The sequence below is a fragment of the Achromobacter pestifer genome (genome assembly GCF_902859625.1).
In the GTDB taxonomy this organism is placed as follows: domain Bacteria; phylum Pseudomonadota; class Gammaproteobacteria; order Burkholderiales; family Burkholderiaceae_B; genus Achromobacter; species Achromobacter pestifer.
The window spans coordinates 326,517-346,859 of record NZ_CADIJX010000004.1 but is presented as its reverse complement, the minus strand read 5'-3'; the positions used below and the strand labels follow the sequence as shown (position 1 = coordinate 346,859).

The 20,343-nt window shown below is 65.2% G+C and carries 26 protein-coding genes; 2 read left to right on the top strand and 24 right to left on the bottom strand.

Translation table 11 applies throughout. From position 1 onward, the window contains the following. Positions 1-34 precede the first annotated feature (34 nt). Complete coding sequence (locus HV753_RS17375; protein WP_175175745.1) at positions 35-1,063, top strand: AraC family transcriptional regulator; 1,029 nt, start codon at positions 35-37, stop codon at positions 1,061-1,063. A 35-nt stretch (positions 1,064-1,098) separates the two neighbouring features. Here HV753_RS17375 and HV753_RS17370 read toward each other — a convergent pair whose 3' ends face one another. From HV753_RS17370 to HV753_RS17360, 3 genes are all read right to left on the bottom strand, one after another. Then, positions 1,099-2,430, bottom strand: coding sequence for an MFS transporter (locus HV753_RS17370; RefSeq protein WP_175175744.1), 1,332 nt, complete (start codon positions 2,428-2,430; stop codon positions 1,099-1,101). A 50-nt stretch (positions 2,431-2,480) separates the two neighbouring features. After that, positions 2,481-3,107 carry a glutathione S-transferase family protein gene (locus HV753_RS17365; RefSeq protein WP_175175743.1) on the bottom strand — a complete coding sequence of 209 codons (627 nt, stop codon included), beginning with the start codon at positions 3,105-3,107 and terminating at the stop codon, positions 2,481-2,483. A 275-nt stretch (positions 3,108-3,382) separates the two neighbouring features. Beyond that, positions 3,383-4,159, bottom strand: coding sequence for a Nif3-like dinuclear metal center hexameric protein (locus HV753_RS17360; protein WP_175175742.1), 777 nt, complete (start codon positions 4,157-4,159; stop codon positions 3,383-3,385). A 19-nt stretch (positions 4,160-4,178) separates the two neighbouring features. On the opposite strand from HV753_RS17360, the gene HV753_RS17355 reads away from it, so the two are divergent. Continuing rightward, positions 4,179-5,354: a trypsin-like peptidase domain-containing protein gene (locus HV753_RS17355; RefSeq protein ID WP_175175741.1), complete on the top strand. Its 1,176-nt coding sequence runs from the start codon at positions 4,179-4,181 to the stop codon at positions 5,352-5,354. On the opposite strand, the gene HV753_RS17350 is transcribed toward HV753_RS17355, so the two are convergent. From HV753_RS17350 to mlaD, 21 genes are all read right to left on the bottom strand, one after another. Next, on the bottom strand, positions 5,351-5,755 hold the full coding sequence (locus HV753_RS17350; RefSeq protein ID WP_175175740.1) for a helix-turn-helix domain-containing protein: 405 nt from the start codon (positions 5,753-5,755) through the stop codon (positions 5,351-5,353). The two genes, HV753_RS17355 and HV753_RS17350, sit on opposite strands and share 4 nt — an antisense overlap. Positions 5,756-5,838: 83 nt before the next feature. Then, positions 5,839-6,630: a twin-arginine translocase subunit TatC gene (gene tatC / locus HV753_RS17345; RefSeq protein WP_175175739.1), complete on the bottom strand. Its 792-nt coding sequence runs from the start codon at positions 6,628-6,630 to the stop codon at positions 5,839-5,841. Beyond that, positions 6,627-7,190: a Sec-independent protein translocase protein TatB gene (gene tatB / locus HV753_RS17340; protein WP_175175738.1), complete on the bottom strand. Its 564-nt coding sequence runs from the start codon at positions 7,188-7,190 to the stop codon at positions 6,627-6,629. The genes tatC and tatB overlap by 4 nt, the downstream gene beginning before the upstream one ends. 72 nt (positions 7,191-7,262) lie before the next feature. Further along, entirely contained in the window at positions 7,263-7,490 is a 228-nt protein-coding gene (gene tatA / locus HV753_RS17335) for a Sec-independent protein translocase subunit TatA (RefSeq protein ID WP_006216828.1), read from the bottom strand. A 14-nt stretch (positions 7,491-7,504) separates the two neighbouring features. Next, complete coding sequence (locus HV753_RS17330) at positions 7,505-7,873, bottom strand: histidine triad nucleotide-binding protein (RefSeq protein ID WP_175175737.1); 369 nt, start codon at positions 7,871-7,873, stop codon at positions 7,505-7,507. A 16-nt stretch (positions 7,874-7,889) separates the two neighbouring features. After that, positions 7,890-8,240, bottom strand: a complete 351-nt coding sequence (locus HV753_RS17325) for a phosphoribosyl-ATP diphosphatase (protein WP_175175736.1) — start codon at positions 8,238-8,240, stop codon at positions 7,890-7,892. Beyond that, entirely contained in the window at positions 8,237-8,641 is a 405-nt protein-coding gene (hisI, locus tag HV753_RS17320; protein WP_175175735.1) for a phosphoribosyl-AMP cyclohydrolase, read from the bottom strand. Before hisI ends, HV753_RS17325 begins: the two co-directional genes overlap by 4 nt. A gap of 179 nt (positions 8,642-8,820) precedes the next feature. Then, positions 8,821-9,639 carry an imidazole glycerol phosphate synthase subunit HisF gene (gene hisF / locus HV753_RS17315; protein WP_175175734.1) on the bottom strand — a complete coding sequence of 273 codons (819 nt, stop codon included), beginning with the start codon at positions 9,637-9,639 and terminating at the stop codon, positions 8,821-8,823. Then, the gene (gene hisA, locus HV753_RS17310) at positions 9,636-10,376 is read right to left on the bottom strand and encodes a 1-(5-phosphoribosyl)-5-[(5-phosphoribosylamino)methylideneamino]imidazole-4-carboxamide isomerase (protein WP_046805342.1); all 741 of its coding nucleotides are present in this window, start codon (positions 10,374-10,376) and stop codon (positions 9,636-9,638) included. The genes hisF and hisA overlap by 4 nt, the downstream gene beginning before the upstream one ends. Before the next feature lie 57 nt (positions 10,377-10,433). Beyond that, positions 10,434-11,132, bottom strand: coding sequence for an imidazole glycerol phosphate synthase subunit HisH (locus HV753_RS17305; RefSeq protein ID WP_175175733.1), 699 nt, complete (start codon positions 11,130-11,132; stop codon positions 10,434-10,436). 34 nt (positions 11,133-11,166) lie between these two features. Continuing rightward, positions 11,167-11,754: an imidazoleglycerol-phosphate dehydratase HisB gene (hisB, locus tag HV753_RS17300; protein ID WP_006216836.1), complete on the bottom strand. Its 588-nt coding sequence runs from the start codon at positions 11,752-11,754 to the stop codon at positions 11,167-11,169. A 1-nt stretch (position 11,755) separates the two neighbouring features. Next, on the bottom strand, positions 11,756-12,862 hold the full coding sequence (gene hisC, locus HV753_RS17295; RefSeq protein WP_175175732.1) for a histidinol-phosphate transaminase: 1,107 nt from the start codon (positions 12,860-12,862) through the stop codon (positions 11,756-11,758). Beyond that, positions 12,859-14,163: a histidinol dehydrogenase gene (gene hisD / locus HV753_RS17290; protein ID WP_175175731.1), complete on the bottom strand. Its 1,305-nt coding sequence runs from the start codon at positions 14,161-14,163 to the stop codon at positions 12,859-12,861. The genes hisC and hisD overlap by 4 nt, the downstream gene beginning before the upstream one ends. 54 nt (positions 14,164-14,217) lie before the next feature. Next, positions 14,218-14,892 (bottom strand): ATP phosphoribosyltransferase, encoded by a 675-nt coding sequence (gene hisG / locus HV753_RS17285; protein ID WP_175175730.1) that lies wholly within the window; start codon positions 14,890-14,892, stop codon positions 14,218-14,220. Between the two features lie 76 nt (positions 14,893-14,968). Beyond that, on the bottom strand, positions 14,969-16,237 hold the full coding sequence (murA, locus tag HV753_RS17280) for a UDP-N-acetylglucosamine 1-carboxyvinyltransferase (protein ID WP_175175729.1): 1,269 nt from the start codon (positions 16,235-16,237) through the stop codon (positions 14,969-14,971). Further along, entirely contained in the window at positions 16,237-16,482 is a 246-nt protein-coding gene (locus tag HV753_RS17275) for a BolA family protein (protein WP_175175728.1), read from the bottom strand. Before HV753_RS17275 ends, murA begins: the two co-directional genes overlap by 1 nt. Before the next feature lie 5 nt (positions 16,483-16,487). Then, entirely contained in the window at positions 16,488-17,300 is an 813-nt protein-coding gene (locus HV753_RS17270) for an ABC transporter permease (protein ID WP_175175727.1), read from the bottom strand. Beyond that, a complete protein-coding gene (locus tag HV753_RS17265) occupies positions 17,297-18,109 on the bottom strand; it encodes an ABC transporter ATP-binding protein (protein ID WP_175175726.1) in 813 nt (270 codons plus the stop codon). The genes HV753_RS17270 and HV753_RS17265 overlap by 4 nt, the downstream gene beginning before the upstream one ends. A gap of 173 nt (positions 18,110-18,282) precedes the next feature. Then, positions 18,283-18,912: an MlaC/ttg2D family ABC transporter substrate-binding protein gene (locus HV753_RS17260; RefSeq protein WP_175175725.1), complete on the bottom strand. Its 630-nt coding sequence runs from the start codon at positions 18,910-18,912 to the stop codon at positions 18,283-18,285. 38 nt (positions 18,913-18,950) lie between these two features. Beyond that, entirely contained in the window at positions 18,951-19,751 is an 801-nt protein-coding gene (locus HV753_RS17255) for an MlaA family lipoprotein (RefSeq protein WP_175175724.1), read from the bottom strand. 80 nt (positions 19,752-19,831) lie between these two features. After that, positions 19,832-20,332, bottom strand: a complete 501-nt coding sequence (gene mlaD / locus HV753_RS17250) for an outer membrane lipid asymmetry maintenance protein MlaD (RefSeq protein WP_175175723.1) — start codon at positions 20,330-20,332, stop codon at positions 19,832-19,834. Between the last annotated feature and the right edge of the window lie 11 nt (positions 20,333-20,343).

Genomic DNA, 20,343 nt, shown 5'->3' with positions numbered 1-20,343 from the left:
CCTTGGGTGGCCGGCCCGACAGCGAGTTCCCAGCATGCCAAGCGCCAGCCAGACAGTGAATCAACCTGCCCGGGCCGCCTGTCCCGAGGCGGATCTGAACTTTGCGCCCCAGTTCCGCCCCTTCTACGCACAGGAAATCGCCGGCTACGAGCGAGAGCTGGACAAGCTGGTCCTGCCGGGGGAGTTCAGGGCGTTGACGGAGCAGCCCAGGCTGCAATTGCAGGCCTGTCGCCTGCGCGCGGGCGGGCTGGTGGTGAGCCTGGAGTCGACGCCGATCAGCGTGCACCACCGCGCGGAGCACGCAACGGATCTGGGCCACGCGGAGTTCCTGGCGAGCTTCGTGATCGCAGGGCATGGCGTGATTGTTCAGAACGAAGCCACCCTGCCGCTGGAACCCGGGGACATCATCTTTCGCACGACGGCGTTGCCGTCCGAGATCCGGATGTACACCGATTCGCGCATCGTGGTGGTGAAGGGGCCGCTTTCGCGCCTGCTCGGCGCGCACAGCCTGGCGATGTCTCAGTTCACCGCGCAACGCGGCGTGGCCGGCCTGCCGATGGTGCAGACCGCCCATCGTTGCCTGCATCATGTGTTCTTCGACAAGCAGGAGTCCAATTCCACCTCGTCGCTGTTTGCCGAACAGGCGCTGCTGGCGCTGTTGGCCTCGATCTACACCAGCCAGGCGTTGGAGAAGATTCCGGGCGCCGCACGGGCGCCGGCCGACAACTGGCAGGTGCTGGCGAGCTACATCGATGCCCACATCACCGATCCGGACCTGTCGGTGCAGGCGGTGGCGGATGTGCTGCGCGTCACCACGCGCTGGGTGCACCGGTTGTTCAAGATGCGTTCGCTGCAATACACGAGTTATGTGCGCGAACGCCGTCTGCAACTGGCCCGCGAGGCCTTGGAGGACCCACGGCGCTCGCACGTCGAGGTCAAGGAGATCGCTGCCTCTTGCGGTTTTCAGCACGCGAGCCATTTCATCCGCCGCTTCCATGAACGCTTCGGCATGTCTCCCGCCCTGTACCGCAAGACGGCCAGAAGCGGCAGCGGCGGCGCGTAGGGCCGCGCCGCCCGCGCCGGTGCGGCTTCGGCGAGTTAGCCAGGGCGCAAGTCCTGGGGCGTGGGTTTCATGAGAAAGGCCGACGTGCCCGCGACGATGCCCAGGAACGCCAGATAGACCCCGACGGGAAGAATGTTGTCGAACTTCTGGACCAGCGTGGCCGAGATCAGCGGGGCCAGGCCGCCACCGATGGCCGCCGAGAATTGAACCCCGATGGACAGTCCGGAATAGCGTAGTTCCGCGGGGAACTGCGCGCTGTAGAGGCTGGACTGAGGGGCGATCATGATCGCGTAGTTGAAGGCCATGGCGACGAAGACGGCAAGACTGTATGCCACGAGCGAACCGCTGCCCACCGCGAGAAAGATGGGAATGGCCATGAGCCCCAGGAACATGCCGCCCCAGCCACAGACGCGGCGCGCGCCGATGCGGTCGGCCAGCACGCCGAACAGCGGGATGGTGAACATCAGCACCCCCGCGCCGTAGAGCAAGGCGTGCAGCGCGTCGGCGCGGCTGAAACCCAGCTTGGACACGGCGTAGGACACCGAGAACACCAGGAAGGTATAGATCAGGGTGACCTCGGCAATCTTGCAGCCGATGCACAGCAAGAGCGATTTGCCATGCGCGCGCAGCAGTTCGCGCAGCGGCATCTTGTCTTCCAGGGGTTGCCTGGCTTGCGCTTTCTGGCGCTTGATCTGCTCGAACTCGGGAGATTCGTCGATGCCATGGCGGATGAACAGGCCGACGACGATGAGCACGGCACTGCCGAGGAATGGCAGGCGCCAGCCCCAGGACAGGAAGTCCTCTTCCGGCAGCCGTGTCACCAGCGCGAAGGAGCCCACCGACAACAGGATGCCCAAGGGCGCACCCACCAGCGGCAGGCTGCCGAAGAACGCCTTCCACTTCGGCGGAGCGTGTTCGACCGCCATCAGCATGGCGCCGCCCATTTCGCCACCGAACGACAGCCCCTGTCCGATGCGCAGCACGACCAGCAGCACCGCCGCCGAGATGCCGATTTGTTCGTAAGTCGGGAGTAGTCCGATGAGCACGGTGCATATGCCCATGAGCAGCAGGCTCAGCGTCAGCATGGACTTGCGGCCAACGCGGTCGCCGAAATGGCCGAACAGGATGCCGCCGATGGGCCGCGCCAGCATGCCGCTGGCGAACGCGCCAAAGGCCGCCAGGGTGCCGGTCACCGGATCGAACTGCGGGAAGAAAATCTTGTTGAACACCAGGGCGGCGGCGGTCCCGTAGGCAAGGAAGTCGAAGGCTTCCACGGCGGTGCCGACTACGGTCGCGACAGCGACCCGGAACAGGTTCGGTTTCTTGTGTGATCGGGCAATGGGCTGCGCGGCCGGTAAGGCGTCCATGTCATTTCCTCTTGTCTTGTCGTAATGGTTTTTGTTGTTGCGTGCGCGGTTCAGGGCCCGGGCGGCACGTATCCCGGCAACTGCCGTATGCGCGCCCTCCACGCTGCAATGGCGGGATAGGCGGCGATGTCGATGGCGGCTTCCTCGGCGAGCGCCGCGTAGCCGTAGCAGGCGATGTCGGCCACGCTGGGGACGTCGGTGCCGGCCAACCACCGGTTTTCCGCAAGGCGTTTGTCCATGCGGCGCAGGACGTGGTCCGTGCGGGCTTGCATGCCGGGAACGTCGAGCAGCGCCTCGCTCACGCCCAGGTGATGCGCGGCCTCGGCATTGCTGACGACGCGCGTCAAGCGCAGCGGTTGCAGGCTGTTCGCGATCTCGTTGGCGGATACCGATATCCAGGCGTGCATGGCGCCGACGAGGGGCAGCGGCGCGAGCCAGTCCGGGGCGTAATGGTGGGCCAGGTGTAGCAGGATGGCGTGGCTGTCCCAGATGGCGATATCGCCATCGGTCAGCGCGGGGATCTGTTGAAAGGCGCTGATGCGCTCGAACTCCGCGGTCTGGTTCTTGCGGGCCAGCACGTCGACAAATGTGCTTCGGTAGTCTTTGCCGATCAGCGCAAGAAAAAGGCGGACCTTGTAGCAGTTGCCGGAGCGCGGGTGGTCATGGAGAGTCAGCATTCAGTGGCTCCGTGTGAAGGAGGCCCGGCCGGAAAGGGGCAGACGGCGGGCGGCTGCATGGAATGCTAGGGCTCCCGACTGCGGCCAGAATTGACAGGGAGAGAACCGCGATTGACCAGGTGCGACGCACAGGCGTCACTTTGATCGGACACTCTGGTTTTCCCGGGGCTGGATCCGGTGGATTCAGAGGCTGCGGGTGCGCGTGACAGTCGCTGGCGCCATGAAATGCAAACGCCCCCTTGCGGGGGCGGATGGTGGATCGGGCGGGACGCTTTCTAGGCGGGGTTGTCGATGTCGACGAACTCGACCTTGATGCCAAAGCGCTCGGCCACGGCCTGACCTAGCGCTTCGGCGCCATAGCGCTCGGTCGCATGGTGGCCGGCCGCGATGAAGCCCACGCCGGTTTCACGCGCCAGGTGCACGGTGGATTCCGAGACTTCGCCGGTAATGTAGGCGCTGGCGCCCGCATCCACGGCGTCGGCCAACATGCCCTGCGCGCCGCCCGTGCACCATGCCAGGCGCGACACGGGCTGGTCGGGGTCGCCCACGACCAGCGGCTGGCGTCCCAGGCGCTCGGCCACGCGCGCGGCCAGCTGGCCCAGCGTTTTCAGGCCGGTGGCCTCGCCCAGCCAGATCAGATTGTCCTGGCCACAGGTTCGTGGTGAGCCGTCGTCGCGACGTTCGGGGGTCAGACCCAGCACGCGGGCCAGCTGCGCGTTGTTGCCCAGCGTCGGGTGCGCGTCCAGCGGCAAATGATAGGCGTACAGATTCAGGTCGTTCTTCAAGGCCAGCGCCATGCGCGTGCGGCGCGTGCCGATGACACGGCGGTCTTCGTTGCGCCAGAGCCAGCCGTGATGCACCAGCACCGCGTCGGCCCCGCGTTCGACCGCCGCGCGCAATAGGGCTTCGCTGGCGGTGACACCGGTGATAATGTGTCCGACTTCGGATCGGCCTTCCACCTGCAAGCCATTGGGACAGTAGTCCTTGAAACGGGCGGCTTGCAGGGTGTCGTCCAGCCAGCTGGCCAGCACGTGGGAGTCCACTTTTTTCATTGTTCGTCCTATCAGAATCATGCGCCGATATTGGCTGATCTTTGCTCAGGCCGTCACGGTCTGCCTGGGTATTCTATTCGTGGTCACGACCTTGCGGCCCGACCTGCTGCGTCTGGCGGGGCCGGGTGCGGCCCCCACGGCCACTGCTGCCGCGCCGGCAACGGGGGCGCCACGCCCACCCGCTGGCAGCGGCATGGGCCCGGTGTCCTATGCGGACGGGGTGGCCCGCGCCGCGCCGTCGGTTGTCAACGTCTACACCACCAAGCACGTCAATGTGCCGCTGATTCCGCTGCCCGATGATCCGGTGCTGCGCCAGCTATTCGGCCAGGTCCCGGGCATGAGCCGCCGGCAGGCCACGACCAGCCTGGGGTCGGGTGTCATCGTGAATCAGGACGGCCATGTGCTGACCAACTACCACGTGGTGCAGGCGGCGGAAGCGATCGAAGTCGCCTTGAGCGACGGCCGCCGGGATACCGCCAAGGTCGTGGGCGCGGACCCGGACACCGATCTGGCCGTGCTGAAGCTGAGCACGTTGCGCGCCCTGCCCGCCGCCACGCTGGCGGCCGACCGGGGCCTGCGCGTGGGTGATGTCGTGTTGGCGATCGGCAATCCGTTTGGGGTGGGACAGACCACGACGCAAGGCATCGTGTCAGCGTTGGGCCGCAACGGACTGGGCCTGAACACCTATGAGAGCTTCATCCAGACGGACGCCGCGATCAACCCGGGCAACTCGGGTGGCGCGCTGGTGGATGCCGAGGGCAATCTGGTCGGCATCAACACAGCCATCTATTCCGAATCGGGCGGGTCCATGGGCATTGGCTTTGCCACGCCGATCGAGATCGCGCGCAAGGTCATGGATGAAATCGTCAAGACGGGCGGAGTCAAGCGTGGTTGGCTGGGCGTCGAGCCGCAGGACGTCACGCCAGAGCTGGCGCGTGCCTTCGGGCTGGGCGCCGACGCGAAAGGCGCGATCATCGCGGGCGTGATGCGCGACGGGCCGGCCGCGCGCGGCGGCCTGCGCGTGGGCGACATCGTGCAGTCGGTCAATGGCAAACGCATGGGGGATACGGCCCAACTGCTGGCGGAAATCGCGCAACAGCCCCCCGGGCAGCGCGCGACGCTGGGCATCTTGCGCGCGGGCAAGCCCCAGGAGCTGTCCGTCGTGGTGGGCACTCGGCCAGGCAAGCCCCGCTAGGGTACGGGCGCCGTTCCTTCGACGATCAGCCGCACGATCGACAGCACGGTTTTTTTCGCGCTGTCCGGTTGTTGGCGTAGCAGTGCGCATATCTCAGCGCAATAGCCGTCAATCGCCGGTGCCTCTATTTGTGTGGCGGGCGCGGCGACGCCATAGCCGGGCGGCAGGCCATGCGGGCCCGGTTCGGTGGCGCTGATCACGCCATCGGTCAGCCAGGGAACGCTGGTTTCCAGCGCTTTTGCCAGGCGTAAGAGCGTGCGGCGAGACGGCGAATAGTGGTCTTCGCGGGTCAGGATGCGATGAATGCAGGATTGCGGCACGCTGGAAATGCGTGCCAGCTGATTCTGGCTGTGTATGCCGCGCCACCGCATCAGGGCGCGCAGCCTTTGGGCTAGCGACATGCCTGCAATGTAGGATTGCAGGCAAACGCGGGCAAGAGTCAATCAGTCTTATCTTGCCCCCGCCGCCCGTGCGTGAAGCGGTGTCAGTGCCGTTCGGTCAACGAATCTTCGGTGGTCTCGTCGGCCGCGCCCGGTTTGGGTGACACCATGCGGGCGCAGATCAGGCCCACTTCATAGAGCAGGCACAACGGCACCGCCAGCATGAACTGGCTGACCACATCGGGCGGTGTGACGACCGCGGCGATGATGAAGGCGCCAACCACGACGTAGCCGCGCGCGGCCCTCAGCTTGGACAGTTCGACAATGCCCATCTTCACCAGCAGCACCACGGCCACGGGCACCTCGAAGGTGATGCCGAAGGCCATGAACATCGTCATGACGAAGCTCAGGTAGGCCTCGATGTCAGGCGCCGGTGTGATGGATTGCGGCGCGAACGTGGCGATGAAGTGGAACACCGTGCGGAACACCACGAAATAGCAGAACGCCATGCCCGCGATGAACAGGAAGGTGCTGGAGATGATCAGCGGCAGCGCCAGGCGCTTTTCGTGGCGGTACAGACCGGGCGCGACAAAGGCCCAGGCCTGATACAGCACCACTGGCAGCGCCACGATGAAGGCGGCCATCATCGTGACCTTCACCGGCACCATGAACGGCGTGATGACGCCCGTGGCGATCATGCGCGTGCCTTCCGGCAGCGAGGCCAGCATGGGAGCCGCCAGCACGTCATAGATGGCGGACGCGCCGGGATAAATGAACAACACGATAAATACCACCACCACGGCGCCAACGGCGCGCAGCAGGCGGGTACGCAATTCGACCAGGTGAGAGATGAAGGTCTCTTGCTGGCCTTCTTCTTGGGAGGCGTCCTGGGTCACGTCGGTGTTCCAGAGGGCGGGACGGGCTTGGCGGCGGGCGCGGCGTCGTCAGCCTTGGGCGCGCTGGGCGCCGGGGCGGGTTGTGGGGGGGCGGCCGCGGCTGGCGCGGAGGCCGGAATCGCGGCCGGGGTGGAATCCGGCGTGGGCGCGGCGGGCAGGTCCAGATCCAGGCTGTGGTTCTGGCCCGGCGGCGCGATGGTGCGGGCGGCGTCGGCGGGGGCGTCCCCGACGATCACCGGCGCGACCTTGCCATTGGCTTCGCGGGCCACTTCGTCAAGCTCTGCGCGGAATTGCTGGACCGGTTCTTGCAACGAGGCGTGCGTGTCGTTCAACGACTGCTGCACGCCTTGCGCGGCATCTTCCATTTCGCTTTTGAACTTGCGCAGCTCGTCGATCTCGATTTCGCGCTGGATATCGGACTTCACGTCATTGACGTAACGCTGCGCGCGCCCAAGCAGGTGGCCGACGGTGCGGGCTACTTTGGGCAGGCGTTCGGGGCCAATGACGATCAAGGCGACGACGCCGATCACCATCAGTTCAGTGAGGCTGACATCAAACATTCGACGGCCGCTCGGGAATTGAAGCAATAAGGGCCGGCCCGTTCAGGGCTGGCCCGGGAGACGAGCCGGGGCTCAGGAGTTGGTCTTTTCCTTGGCCTGCACGTCGATGGTTTCACCGGACACGCGCTGCTGCGCGATCGGGTCGGCAGGTTTTTCGCCATTGGCGTCCTTCATGCCTTCCTTGAAACCCTTTACCGCGCCGCCCAGATCCGAGCCGATGTTGCGCAGTTTCTTGGTGCCGAAAATCAGCGCCACGATGACCAGAACGACCAACCAATGCCAAATGCTGAAACTACCCATGATGTTTCTCCGAATTACGCGGTAGGGGCTACGCGCCCTTTCCAAGGCCGCGAGCCGCCGATGATGTGGAAATGCAAATGCGGGACTTCCTGGCCGCCTTCGACGCCAGAGTTGATCATGATGCGAAATCCGCCATCAGGGCCCGGACGGCAACCGTTTTCGGCTGCTAGCCGCGGCGCCAACGACATCATTCTACCCAACCAACCTGCGTCCTCGCCCGTAATATCCTGCATGGATGTGACATGACGTCGAGGGATCAACAGCAAATGCACCGGTGCGGCTGGATTGATATCGTGGAATGCAACAAAGTCCTCGTCCTCGTAGACCTTCTTGGACGGGATGTCGCCAGCGGCGATCTTGCAAAACAGGCAGTTGTTGCTCATTTTCCGGGCTCCGTGGTCAGTCTTTGGGGCGGCTTGCCTTCTCGGCCAGGCCTGACAGGCCTTCCCGGCGGGCCAATTCGGCCAACACATCTTCCGGGCGCAGCTTGAAGTGCGTCAGCGCCACCAGGCAATGGAACCAGAGGTCGGCGGTTTCGCTGACGATGCGATCGGGGGCGCCATCCTTGGCGGCCATGACCAGCTCGGTGGCTTCTTCGCCGATCTTCTTCAGGAAGGAATCAGGGCCTTTGGCCAGCAGCTTGGCGGAATACGACGCAGTGGGATCTCCGCCGTTTTCGGGGCGGCGCGTTTCCAGGGTGTCGGCGATGCGCGCCAGGATGTCGGCGGCGCTCAGGGCTTGATGGGTCATTTGTAGATCATTTCCGGGTCTTTCAGCACCGGATCCACCGTGACCCAGGACGCATTGTCCGTCTGGCCTTCCAGGCGGCGGTAGAAGCAGCTGGCGCGGCCGGTGTGGCAGGCGATGCCGCCTTCCTGGTGGATTTTCAGCAGGATGACGTCACCGTCGCAGTCCAGGCGCAGTTCATGCACTTCCTGGACGTGGCCGGATTCCTCGCCCTTGCGCCACAGGCGCTGACGCGAACGCGACCAGTACACCGCGCGGCCGGTGGCGGCGGTTTCGGCGAGCGACTCGCGGTTCATCCAGGCCACCATCATGATCTGACCGTTGTCGGCGTCTTGCGCGATGGCGGGGATCAGGCCGTTTTCGTCGAAAACGACGTCGGCTATCCAGCTGGGTTCAGTGCTCATTTCATTCATCCGTTGTCCTCGCGCTTAGGCTCCGAGGACCCCTCAACGCTTGGTAACTTATCATCTTAAAGCAATACCTTGTTGCATGTCCCGGCCGATCAGAGCCGCGCGGATCCGGCTCCGCCGGTTCGCAGCGGCGCCCCCTTGCAGGGGAGCGCCCCAGGCGCATCGGGGGTGGGTCACAGCCTGACGGTAATGCCCTGCTCGGCCATGAAGCGTTTGCATTCGCCAACGGTATGTTGGCCGAAATGGAAGATGCTGGCGGCCAGCACGGCGCTGGCGCGGCCGGTGGTGACGCCATCGGCCAGATGCTGCAAATTGCCCACGCCACCCGAGGCAATGACGGGCACCGGCACGGCATCGGACACGGCTCGCGTCAGTTCCAGGTCGAAGCCCGACTTGGTGCCGTCGCGATCCATGCTGGTCAGCAGGATCTCGCCCGCGCCATAGGCGGCCATGCGGCGGGCCCAGGCCACGGCGTCCAGCCCGGTGGCCTTGCGGCCGCCGTGCGTGAAGACTTCCCAGCGGGCGGGTTCGCCGGCGGCCGACACGCGGCGCGCGTCGATCGCCACCACCACGCATTGCGAGCCGTGGTAGTCGGACGCGGCGCGGACCAGTTCCGGATTGGCCACGGCCGCGCTGTTGATGCTGATCTTGTCAGCGCCGGCATTGAGCAGGCGCTGGATGTCGGAAACCTGGCGCACGCCGCCACCCACCGTCAGCGGAATGAAGACCTGCGAGGCCACCTGCTCGATGATGGGCAGGATCAGGTCGCGGCCGTCGCTGGTGGCGGTGATGTCCAGGAAGGTGATTTCGTCGGCGCCCTGCTCGTTGTAACGGCGGGCGATCTCGACGGGGTCGCCCGCATCGAGCAGGTTGACGAAGTTCACCCCCTTGACGACACGGCCGGCGGTGACGTCAAGGCAGGGGATGATGCGGCGGGTCAGCGCGCTCTGGACGGGCGTGCCGGCCCCGGGGGTGCTGCTGGATGTGGTCATTTTGCCAATTCGTCGGCGCGAGCCTGGGCTGCCTGGAAATCAAGCGTGCCTTCGTAGATGCTGCGGCCCAGAATGGCGCCTTCAACGCCCTCTTCTTCGACGGCGCACAGGGCTTCGATGTCCTGGATGCCGGCGATGCCGCCAGACGCATACACGGGGATGCGCACGTGTTGGGCCAGGCGAACCGTGGCTTCGACATTGACGCCCGACAGCATGCCGTCACGGCCGATGTCGGTGTAGATGATGGCTTCGCAGCCGTAATCTTCAAACTTCTTGGCCAGGTCCAGCACGTCGTGGCGGGTCAGCTTGCTCCAGCCGTCGGTGGCGATCTTGCCGTCGCGGGCATCCAGGCCGACGATGATCTGGCCGGGGAAAGCGCCGCAGGCGTCTTGCAGGAAGCCTGGGTTCTTGACCGCGGCCGTGCCGATGATCACGTAGGAGATGCCGGCATCAAGGTAGCGTTCGATGGTGTCCAGGTCACGGATACCACCGCCGATCTGGACGGGAATGTCGTCGCCGACGGCTTCCAGGATGGCCTTGATGGGCGCTTCGTTCTTCGGCTTGCCGGCGACGGCGCCGTTCAGGTCGACCAGATGCAGGCGACGTGCGCCCTGGTCGAGCCAACGGGTGGCCATGGCGGCGGGGTCTTCGGAGAACACCGTTGCATCGTCCAGGTCACCCTGGCGCAGGCGCACGCAGCGCCCGTCTTTAAGATCGATGGCGGGGATCAGCAGCATGGTGGGCAGCAAAAAAGAAAGAGGGGTTGAATGGGCTGGCGCTTGAAGGCGTTACGCCTACGGCTGCCAGTCTACAAAATTGCGATACAGGCGCAAACCGTGTTCGGCGCTCTTCTCGGGGTGGAACTGCACCGCGAAAATGTTAGCTGCCGCCACGGCGCAGGTAAAGGCGACGCCATAATCGGTTTCACCAACAGTCAGGCCGGAATCGTCCGGATCGGCATAGTAACTATGGACGAAATAGAAGTGCGTGCCGTCCGGAATGCCGTCCCAGATAGGATGAGAGCGCGTTTGGCGGACTTTGTTCCATCCCATGTGCGGCACTTTAAGCCGTTCGGGGCGCGTGTCGGCCAAGCCTGCCGCACCGGCGTCGGCCAGGCAGGCTTCGTCGTCGGAGGGGATCAGGTCAGCAAAACGCGGTCCCGAGAAGCGCCGCACGACGCCCGGGAACAGGCCCAGGCAGGACGTGCCGCCTTCTTCGCTGGAATCAAACAGCATCTGTTCGCCCACGCAAACGCCCAACAGGGGCTTGTTGCGCGCGGCGCGGACGACGGCTTCGCGCAGGCCGGATTCATTCAGGGTGCGCATGCAGTCCGCCATGGCGCCCTGGCCCGGGAACACCACGCGGTCGGCCGCGTCGATGTCTTGGGGCTGGTTGCAGATGCGGATGTCCGCATCGGGGGCGGCGAACTTCAGGGCGCGCGCGACGGAGTGGAAATTACCCATTCCATAGTCGACGATGGCGATAGTGGTCACTTCTTTTTGCCTGGTGCGGTGGGATTGGCGAACGTTACAGCACGCCCTTGGTGGAGGGCACGACGTCGCCCATGCGCGGGTCGACTTCCATGGCCATGCGCAGGGCGCGGCCACAGGCCTTGAACACGGTTTCCGCCTGATGGTGGGCGTTGAAGCCGCGCAGATTGTCGATGTGCAGCGTGATCAGCGCGTGGTTCACCAGGCCCTGGAAGAATTCGCGCGTCAGGTCGACGTCGAAATTGCCGATGTGGGCGCGCGTGAACGGGATGTGATATTCCAGGCCGGGGCGGCCGGAGAAGTCCACCACGACGCGCGACAGCGCTTCGTCCAGCGGCACGTAGGCATGACCGTAGCGGCGCAGGCCGGCCTTGGTGCCGACCGCCTTGGCAATGGCCATGCCCAGCGTGATGCCCACGTCTTCCACCGTATGGTGCGCATCGATGTGCAAGTCGCCCTCGGCCTTGATGTCGAGGTCGATCAGGCCATGGCGCGCGATCTGGTCCAGCATGTGGTCCAGGAAGGGCACGCCGGTGTCGATCGTCTGCTTGCCGGTGCCGTCAATATTGATGGCCACGCGGATGCGGGTTTCGTTGGTGTTGCGGGTGATCTCTGCGGTACGCATGTTAAGCACTCAAAATCTCTTGCAAGGCAGCCAGCAAGGCGGCGTTCTCGGCCGGGGCGCCCACCGAGATGCGCAGGCAGTTGGCCAGTAGCGGATGGGCGTTGGAGAAGTTACGAATCAATATTTTGCGCGTTTTCAGCGCAAGATGCACGGCGTTGCCGTCCAGCTTGCCGGAAAAGCGCGCGAGAACGAAGTTGCCGGCGGAAGGGAATACCCTGACGCCGGGCAAGGCGGCCAGGGCGGCGGCCAGGGGTTCGCGGTCGGCGCGCAAGCGGGCGGCCTGCTCATCCAGCACGTCCTTGTGACGCAGGACCGTCATCAGTGTGGCCTGCGTCAGCACGTCCAGGTTGTAGGGCGGACGCACCTTGTTCAGTTCGGCGATCCAGTCGGGATGGCCCGCCAGATAGCCGAAACGCAGGCCGGCCAGGCCGATCTTGGAGACGGTGCGCATGACCACCACGTTGGCGGCGTCCAGCACCTGCGGCATCCAGCTGCGGTCGGCGAAAGGCTGGTAGGCCTCGTCCAGCACCACCAGTCCGGGGGCGGCGGCGATGATCGCCTGCACGTCGCTGTCGGACCAGAGTCCGCCGGTGGGGTTGTTGGGCACGGCCAGGAACACGACCTTGGGCTGGTGTTCGTGGATGGCGGCCAGCATCGCCGGCAAATCCAGGGTCAGATCGTCGGTCAGCGGCACGCCGACAAAGCGGGCGTGGTCGAAACGGGCTGCCATGTCGAAGTAGACGAACGACGGCCACGGCGACATCACGGTGTCGCCGGGGTTGCAGCAAGCCTGCACGATGATGTGGATCAGTTCGTCCGAGCCATTGCCGAACAGCACGTCGGCGCCGTCGGGCACGCCAAAGCCCGATTTCACCGCCTGCTGCAACGCGGACAGGTCGGCGGCGGGATAGCGGTTCAGCGGCGTGTCGCGCACGGTGCGCGCGATGTCGTCCCGGACTGCCTCGGGCAGTTCGTAGGGACATTCCATTGCATCCAGCTTGATGCAGCCGTCGGCATTCGCCACGGGATAGGCGGCCAATTTACGGATATCGGCGCGGATCGTGTCGGCGATGCGGCCGGCGACGCTTGCCGCCGGGGCCGGGCTCATGGCTTGTCGATCCGGTATTGGGCGCTGGCGGCGTGCGCTTGCAGGCCCTCGCCCAACGCCAGTTCGGCAGCAATGCGGCCCAGCGTCTGCGCGCCTTGGTGCGAGACCTGGATCAGGCTGGAGCGCTTCTGGAAGTCATACACGCCCAGCGGCGACGAGAAGCGGGCGGTGCGGGACGTGGGCAGCACGTGGTTCGGGCCCGCGCAGTAGTCGCCCAGCGCCTCGGAACTGAAGCGGCCCATGAAGATCGCGCCGGCGTGGCGGATCTTGGCCGTCCAGATCTCGGGCTGCTCGGTGGAGATCTCCAAGTGCTCGGGCGCGATGTCGTTGGCGATCTGGCAGGCCTCGTCCAGGCTTTGAACCTGGATCAGCGCGCCGCGGTTGGCCAGGCTGACGCGCAGGATGTCGGCGCGCGGCATGGTGGGCAAGAGGCGCGCGATGGCCGCTTCCACTTCGTCCATGAAGGCGGCATCCGGACAGAGCAGGATGGATTGCGCCAGTTCGTCGTGCTCGGCTTGCGAGAACAGGTCCATGGCGATCCAGTCGGCCGGCGTCTTGCCGTCGCAGATGACCAGGATTTCGCTGGGGCCGGCGATCATGTCGATGCCGACCACGCCGAACACGCGACGCTTGGCGGCGGCGACGTAGGCGTTGCCCGGGCCGACGATCTTGTCCACGGCGGGCACGGTGGCGGTGCCGTAGGCCAGCGCGCCCACGGCTTGCGCGCCGCCGATGGCGAACACGCGATCCACGCCGCCGATGGCGGCCGCGGCCAGCACGATGGGGTTGCGCACGCCGTCGGGCGTGGGCGTGACCATGATCAGTTCCGGCACGCCCGCGACCTTGGCCGGGATGGCGTTCATCAGCACTGACGAGGGATAGGCGGCCTTGCCACCCGGCACATACAGGCCCACGCGGTCGAGCGACGTGACCTGCTGGCCCAGCAACGTGCCTTCGGCATCGGTGTAGGTCCAGGTTTCGGCGCGTTGGCGTTCGTGGTAGCTGCGCACGCGGTCGGCGGCGGCTTCCAGCGCATTGCGCTGCGCGGCGGGCAGCGCGGCCAGCGCGGCATGCCACTCTGCCTTGGGAATTTCCAGCGTGGCGGCCGATGCGCCCGGCATGCGGTCAAAGCGCTGCGTGTATTCCACCAGCGCGGCGTCGCCGCGGGTGCGCACGTCGGCCAGGATGCCGGCCGCGGCGCGGTCGATGGACTCGTCCTCCGTGGCCTCGAAGGCCAGCAGCTTGGACAGGGCGGATTTGAATCCGGGTTCGCGGGAGTCGAGACGATTGATCAGGGCCATGGCGTCATGGAGCAAAGCGGAAAGCGGCCGCCGCGGCATCGCGGCGGGCGGGGGTCAGGCATTGCGGGAGGACGCTCTTTCAAAGGCGTCCAGCAGCGGTTGCAGGCGGGCGCCGCGGGTCTTCAGCGCGGCCTGGTTGACGATCAGGCGCGACGAGATGGGCATGACGTCTTCGACGGCGACCAGGTCGTTGGCGCGCAGCGTGCCACCGGTGGACACCAGGTCAACGATGCAGTCGGCCAAGCCGACCAGCGGCGCCAGTTCCATCGAACCATACAGCTTGATGATGTCCACGTACACACCCTTGGCCGCAAAGTGTTCACGGGCTGAGTGGACGTATTTGGTGGCCACGCGCAGGCGTGCGCCCTGGTGCACCGCGCCTTCGTAGTCGAAGCCGTTGCGTACGGCGACGGCCAGGCGGCACTTGGCGATGTTCAGGTCGATCGGCTGGTACAGGCCGCCGGGCTGTTCCTTGGCGTGCTCGATCAGCACATCCTTGCCAGCGATGCCCAGGTCCGCCGCGCCGTATTGCACGTACGTCGGCACGTCGGAGGCGCGCACGATGATCAGGCGCAGGCCAGGGTCGCTGGTCGGCAGGATCAGCTTGCGCGAGCTTTCCGGGCTCTCGGTCACTTCGATGCCGGCCTCGGCCAGCAGCGGCATGGTTTCTTCAAAAATCCGGCCCTTGGACAGCGCCAGGGTCAGGGGCTTCGTCGTGGCATTGTTCATTGCCGAGCCGCCTCAAAATTAACGGACCCACTCGGGGGGCAGCAAGCCGAAGGCGCAGCGTGGGGGCTATTACTTTTCATGCCTGTTCCTTGCCGGTAACTCGTTGGATGTTCGCGCCCAGGGCGCGCAGTTTGACTTCCATCTGGTCGTAGCCACGATCCAGGTGGTAAATGCGGTCGACCAGCGTGTCGCCATCGGCGGCCAGGCCGGCGATGACGAGGCTGGCCGAGGCGCGCAGGTCGGTGGCCATGACGGTGGCGCCCGACAGGCGCTTCACGCCGCGCACGATGGCGGTATGGCCGTCGATGTCGATGTCGGCGCCCATGCGGCGCAGTTCCTGCACGTGCATGTAGCGGTTCTCGAAGATCGTTTCGACGATGACTGAGGTGCCTTCGGCAACGGCGTTCAGCGCCATGACCTGGGCTTGCATGTCGGTGGCGAAGCCCGGGTATTCGTGAGTGCGGAAACCCACGGCCTTGGGCCGCGTGGACATGCTGCCGCGAATCCAGTCCGGGCCGGTTTCGATGGTCAGGCCGGCGCTGGCAAGCTTGTCCAGCGTGGCGCCCAGGATGCCGGCGTCGGTGTTCTTCAACAGGATGTCGCCGCCCGCCGCGCCGACTGCGCACAGGAACGTGCCGGCCTCGATGCGGTCGGAGATGACGCGGTGTTCAGCGCCGTGCAACTGGGCAACCCCGTCGATGACGATGCGGTCCGTGCCGTGGCCGTGGATGCGGGCGCCCATCTTGATGAGCAGTTCGGCCAGGTCCACCACTTCGGGTTCGCGCGCGGCGTTTTCCAGCACGGTCTGGCCTTCGGCCAGCACGGCGGCCATCAGCAGGTTCTCGGTGCCGGTGACGGTGACCATGTCGGTGCGGATCGAGGCACCTTTCAGGCGCTTGGCGCGGGCCACGACAAAGCCGTGTTCGATGCTGATCTGGGCGCCCAGCGCGGCCAGGCCCTTGATGTGCTGGTCGACGGGACGCTGGCCGATGGTGCAGCCGCCGGGCAGGCTGACGCGGGCTTCGCCGAAGCGGGCCAGCAGCGGGCCCAGCACCAGGATCGAGGCGCGCATCGTCTTGACCAGGTCGTAGGGCGCTTCCAGGTTGTCGACGTTGTTGGCTTGCAGCGTGACCACGCCGTCGGTGCCGCGTTCGGCGTGCAGGCCCATGCGGCCCAGCAGGCGCAACATGGTTGCCGTGTCGTTCAGATGCGGAACGTTGGTGAGGGTCAGCGTGTCGGCAGTCAGCAGGCTCGCGCACAGAATCGGCAGGGCCGAGTTCTTGGCCCCCGAGATTGAGATCTCGCCGTGTAGCTGCGCGCCGCCAGTGATGCGGAGTTTGTCCATTACTTGCCTGCTTGCTGGTATTCGCCCGGGGTAAGCGTGCGCATCGACAGCGCGTGGATCTCGGCCTTCATGCGGTCGCCAAGCGCGGCGTAAACCATTTGATGGCGCTGGATCAGGCGTTTGCCCTCGAAGGCGGTGCTGACGATGACGGCGTCGAAATGCGAGCCGTCGCCTTGCACGTCAAGATGTTCACAGGGCAGGCCGTCCGCGATGTATTGGCGGACTTGCGAGGGAGTGGGAAGCATGGACGTCAATTCCTGAGTTTGTAGCCGCTGGCCAGAAGCCGCAGCGCATAAATCGATAGCGCCAGGAACACCGCCGTCACCACCGCCAGGCTGCGCCAGGGGGAGACGTCCGACACCGCGAAGAATCCGTAGCGGAATCCGTCGATGGCGTAGAAGATGGGGTTCCAGTGGGACACGCTCTGCCAGAAAGGCGGCAACGTGTGGATGGAATAGAACACGCCGGACAGGAACGTCGCGGGCATGATCAGGAAATTCTGGAAAGCCGCCAGTTGGTCGAATTTTTCGGACCACAGGCCCGCGACCACGCCCAGCGCGGCCATGATGCCGCAGGACAGCACCGCGAAGGCCAGCAGCCACAGCGGGTTGGCGGGCACCAATGACACGAAGAACAGCGCCACGAGCCAGACGCACAGGCCCACGGCCAGGCCGCGCACGACCGCCGCCAGCACGAAGGCGCCGAAGATATCGCGGTGCGACAGCGGCGGCAGCAGCATGAAGACAAGATTGCCCGTGATGCGGCTTTGGATCAGCGATGAGGACGGGTTGGCGAAGGCATTCTGCAACATGCTCATCATCATGAGCCCGGGGATCAGGAACGCGGTGTAGGGCACGGTGCCATACACCATCAGGCGCCCTTCCAGCACGTGTGCGAAGACCAGCAGATACAGCAGCGCCGTGATGACGGGCGCCGCGATGGTTTGGAAACCCACTTTCCAGAAGCGCAGCAATTCCTTGCGCAGCAGGGTGGGAAAGCCGGAGCCCGCGTCCAGGCGGGGCTGCACCAGCGGCTGGCTGGTGGTCGCGGAGGACTGCGTCATGACGAAATCTCTTCGGGTTGCTGAGCGGGCCTGGACGGCTCTTCGCCCTGATGCATGATGCGCACGAAAGCGTCTTCCAAGTCGACGCCGCCGACGCGCGCCATCAGGGCCTGGGTGGTGTCCAGGGCCACGATGTGGCCGCGCTTGAGCATGGCGATGCGGCCGCACAGGGCTTCCGCTTCTTCCAGGTAGTGCGTGGTCAGCATGATGGTGTGGCCGGCCTTGTTCAGGCGCGAGATGAATTCCCACAGGGTGCGGCGCAGATCCACGTCCACGCCGGCAGTGGGCTCGTCCAGCACGATCACGGGGGGGCGGTGTACCAACGCTTGCGCCACCAGCACCCGGCGCTTCATGCCGCCGGACAGCGCACGCATGTTGTTGTTGGCCTTGTCGGCCAGGCCCAGGTTGAACAGGATCTCGTCGATCCAGTCGTCGTTGTTGCGCAGGCCGAAGTAGCCGGACTGGATGCGCAGGGTCTCGCGCACGGTGAAGAACGGGTCATAGACGAGTTCTTGCGGCACCACGCCCAGCGCGCGCCGTGCCGACTTGTAGTCGGCGACGACGTCGTATCCACAGACGCTGGCGCGGCCAGAGCTGGCGTGTGCCAGGCCGGCCAGAATGGAGATCAGGGTGGTCTTGCCCGCGCCGTTGGGGCCAAGCAGGCCGAAGAACTCGCCGTGCTCGATGTTCAGGCTGACATGGTCCAGCGCCTGAAAGCCGGGGGCGGGCGTGCGCCCAAGCAGTTTCTGCCAGCCGCGCTGACGCGGCGAGTAGACCTTGGAGACGTTTTCTAGACTGACGGCTGACATGACGGCGGGGAGATGCCCGGAAAGAGCGAATTGATCATTATATAAGCGCACCGCGACGGCAAGCGCCTATGGCCCCGGGAACCGTAGGGATGGCGCTGTAATGCGTCCCCCAAATAATCGGCCCGGCGGGCCACTCAGGGCACGCCGGGCCGGAAGCAGCCGGAACCGTGGAATTACTGGTTGCGCTGGTTCAACGCCTTGATCAGGCCGTCGATGCCGCTTTGGTTGATCTGCTGCGCGAACTGGTTGCGGTAGTTCTCGATCAGCCAGATGCCTTCGACGTTCATGTCATAGATCTTCCAGCCCTGCGCCGTCTTTTCCAGGCGGTAGTCCACGCCCGTGGGCTGGCCGTTGGCCTGGCTGATGAGCGTGCGCACGACCACGTCGTCGGCCTTGGGGTCTCCGCGGAACGGCAGGGCCTTGACGGCGGTGTCGGGGGTGACGCGGGTCAACGCGCCGCTGTAGGTGCGCACCAGCGTGCCGCGGAATGCTTCGGCCAGAGCCGTCTTTTGCTGTTCCGTTGCTTGGCGCCAGAAGCGGCCAGCGGCCAGGCGCGTCGTCTTTTGAAAGTTGACGTACGGCAGGATGTGCTGGTTGACGACTTCGTTGATGCGGGCGGTGTTGCCGGCCTTGACGGCGCCATCGGCCTTGAGCACGTCAAGCGCTTCATTGGCCGTGGCAAGGACGAATTGGTCGGGGGGACCATTGGGGTTGGGCTTGGCCTGCACGGCGCCAGCGGCGGCCAGGCCAAGAAGGCCCGCAAACGTCAGACGTTGCAACAGGGAAACAAAAGCGAATCGCATTAAAACTCCTTACTGTACTGATGAACGCAGACGACAGCTTACTTGGTGGCCGGCGCGGGCACTGGGGCGCCCTTGGCGGCGGCAGGGGCATCGCCTTCGTCGTCTTCGTAGTTGGGCAGCGCGTCTTCGTCGTTCACGCGCTGGCCCAGGACCATGGCGTTGCGGCGTTGCAGATAGGCGTCGCGGATGAAACTGTACGGATCCAGCGCAACGCGATCGATCGTGTCGGTGGCGCTCAGCAAGCTGGCGCGGGTGTCGACCACGCGCAAGCCCCACAGCGAGTTACGCAGGCGCACGTTGTCGATGGAGTCGATACCCATGTAGCCGTAGGTCGTGCCCGCGAAGTCGCCCGCCAGGCCCACGCCGTCGCGCACGCTGGACGAACCGAAGAACGGCAGCACCAGGTACGGACCCTGGCTGAAGCCCCACACGCCCAGCGTCGTGCCGAAGTCGTTCGGGATCTTGCGCGCGCCGTTGGCCGAGGCAACGTCGAAACAGCCGCCCACGCCCATCGTCGTGTTGAACAGGAAGCGGCCCAGCGTGTTCACGAAGTCGTGGCCGCGCCCTTGCAGGAAGCTGTTGGCGCCGGACCAGAGGTCGCTGACGTTGCTGAAGATGTTGTGCACGCAGCTACGCACGGGCTGCGGCGTGACAAAGGTGTAGGCCTGGGCAACCGGCTTGAAGACCGCGCGGTCGACCGTGTCGTTGAACTTGTAGACGCCCCGGTTGAAACCTTCCCACGGGTCGCGCGGATCGGGGTTCTGCGGCGCGGCGCAGCCGGCCATCAGTGCACCCGCCGCCGCGATGGTGGCAATGCGGGAAAGTGCGTTCTTGTTCATGATCAGGACATCCCTATCAACAATTCTTATGATATTGCGATGACAACGCGCAGCCTGTTACGGCGTCTTTCGCGTCGTCTTTAATTTGGCGCTTTCGCGGCCGGCTCGGGTTCGGAGGCCGCGCCTTGCTTCTCAGCGGAGCCGTACAGGAACTGGCTGATCAACTGCTCAAGCACAACCGCGCTTTGTGTATAGCGGATTTTTCCGCCGTCGGTAAAGTTCTCTTCTTCGCTGCCCGCCGTCAGGCCCAGATACTGCTCACCGAGCAAGCCGGACGTGAGGATCGAGGCCGAGGAGTCCTTGGGGAACTGGAAGTTCTTTTCCAGATTCACCGAGACGACGGCCTGAAAAGTCTTGTCGTCAAAGGTGATGCTGGAGACACGGCCCACCACGACGCCGGCGCTTTTCACCGCCGCGCGCGGCTTCAGGCCGCCTACGTTATCGAAGTTGGCCGATAAGGTATAGGTTGGCGCGAACGAAAACGTGCTGAGGTTGCCGGCGCGCAACGCCAGGAACACCAGCGCAGCCGCGCCCAGCAATACGAACAGGCCTACCCAGAAGTCGGTTTTTTCGCGTGACATGATCGATCCGT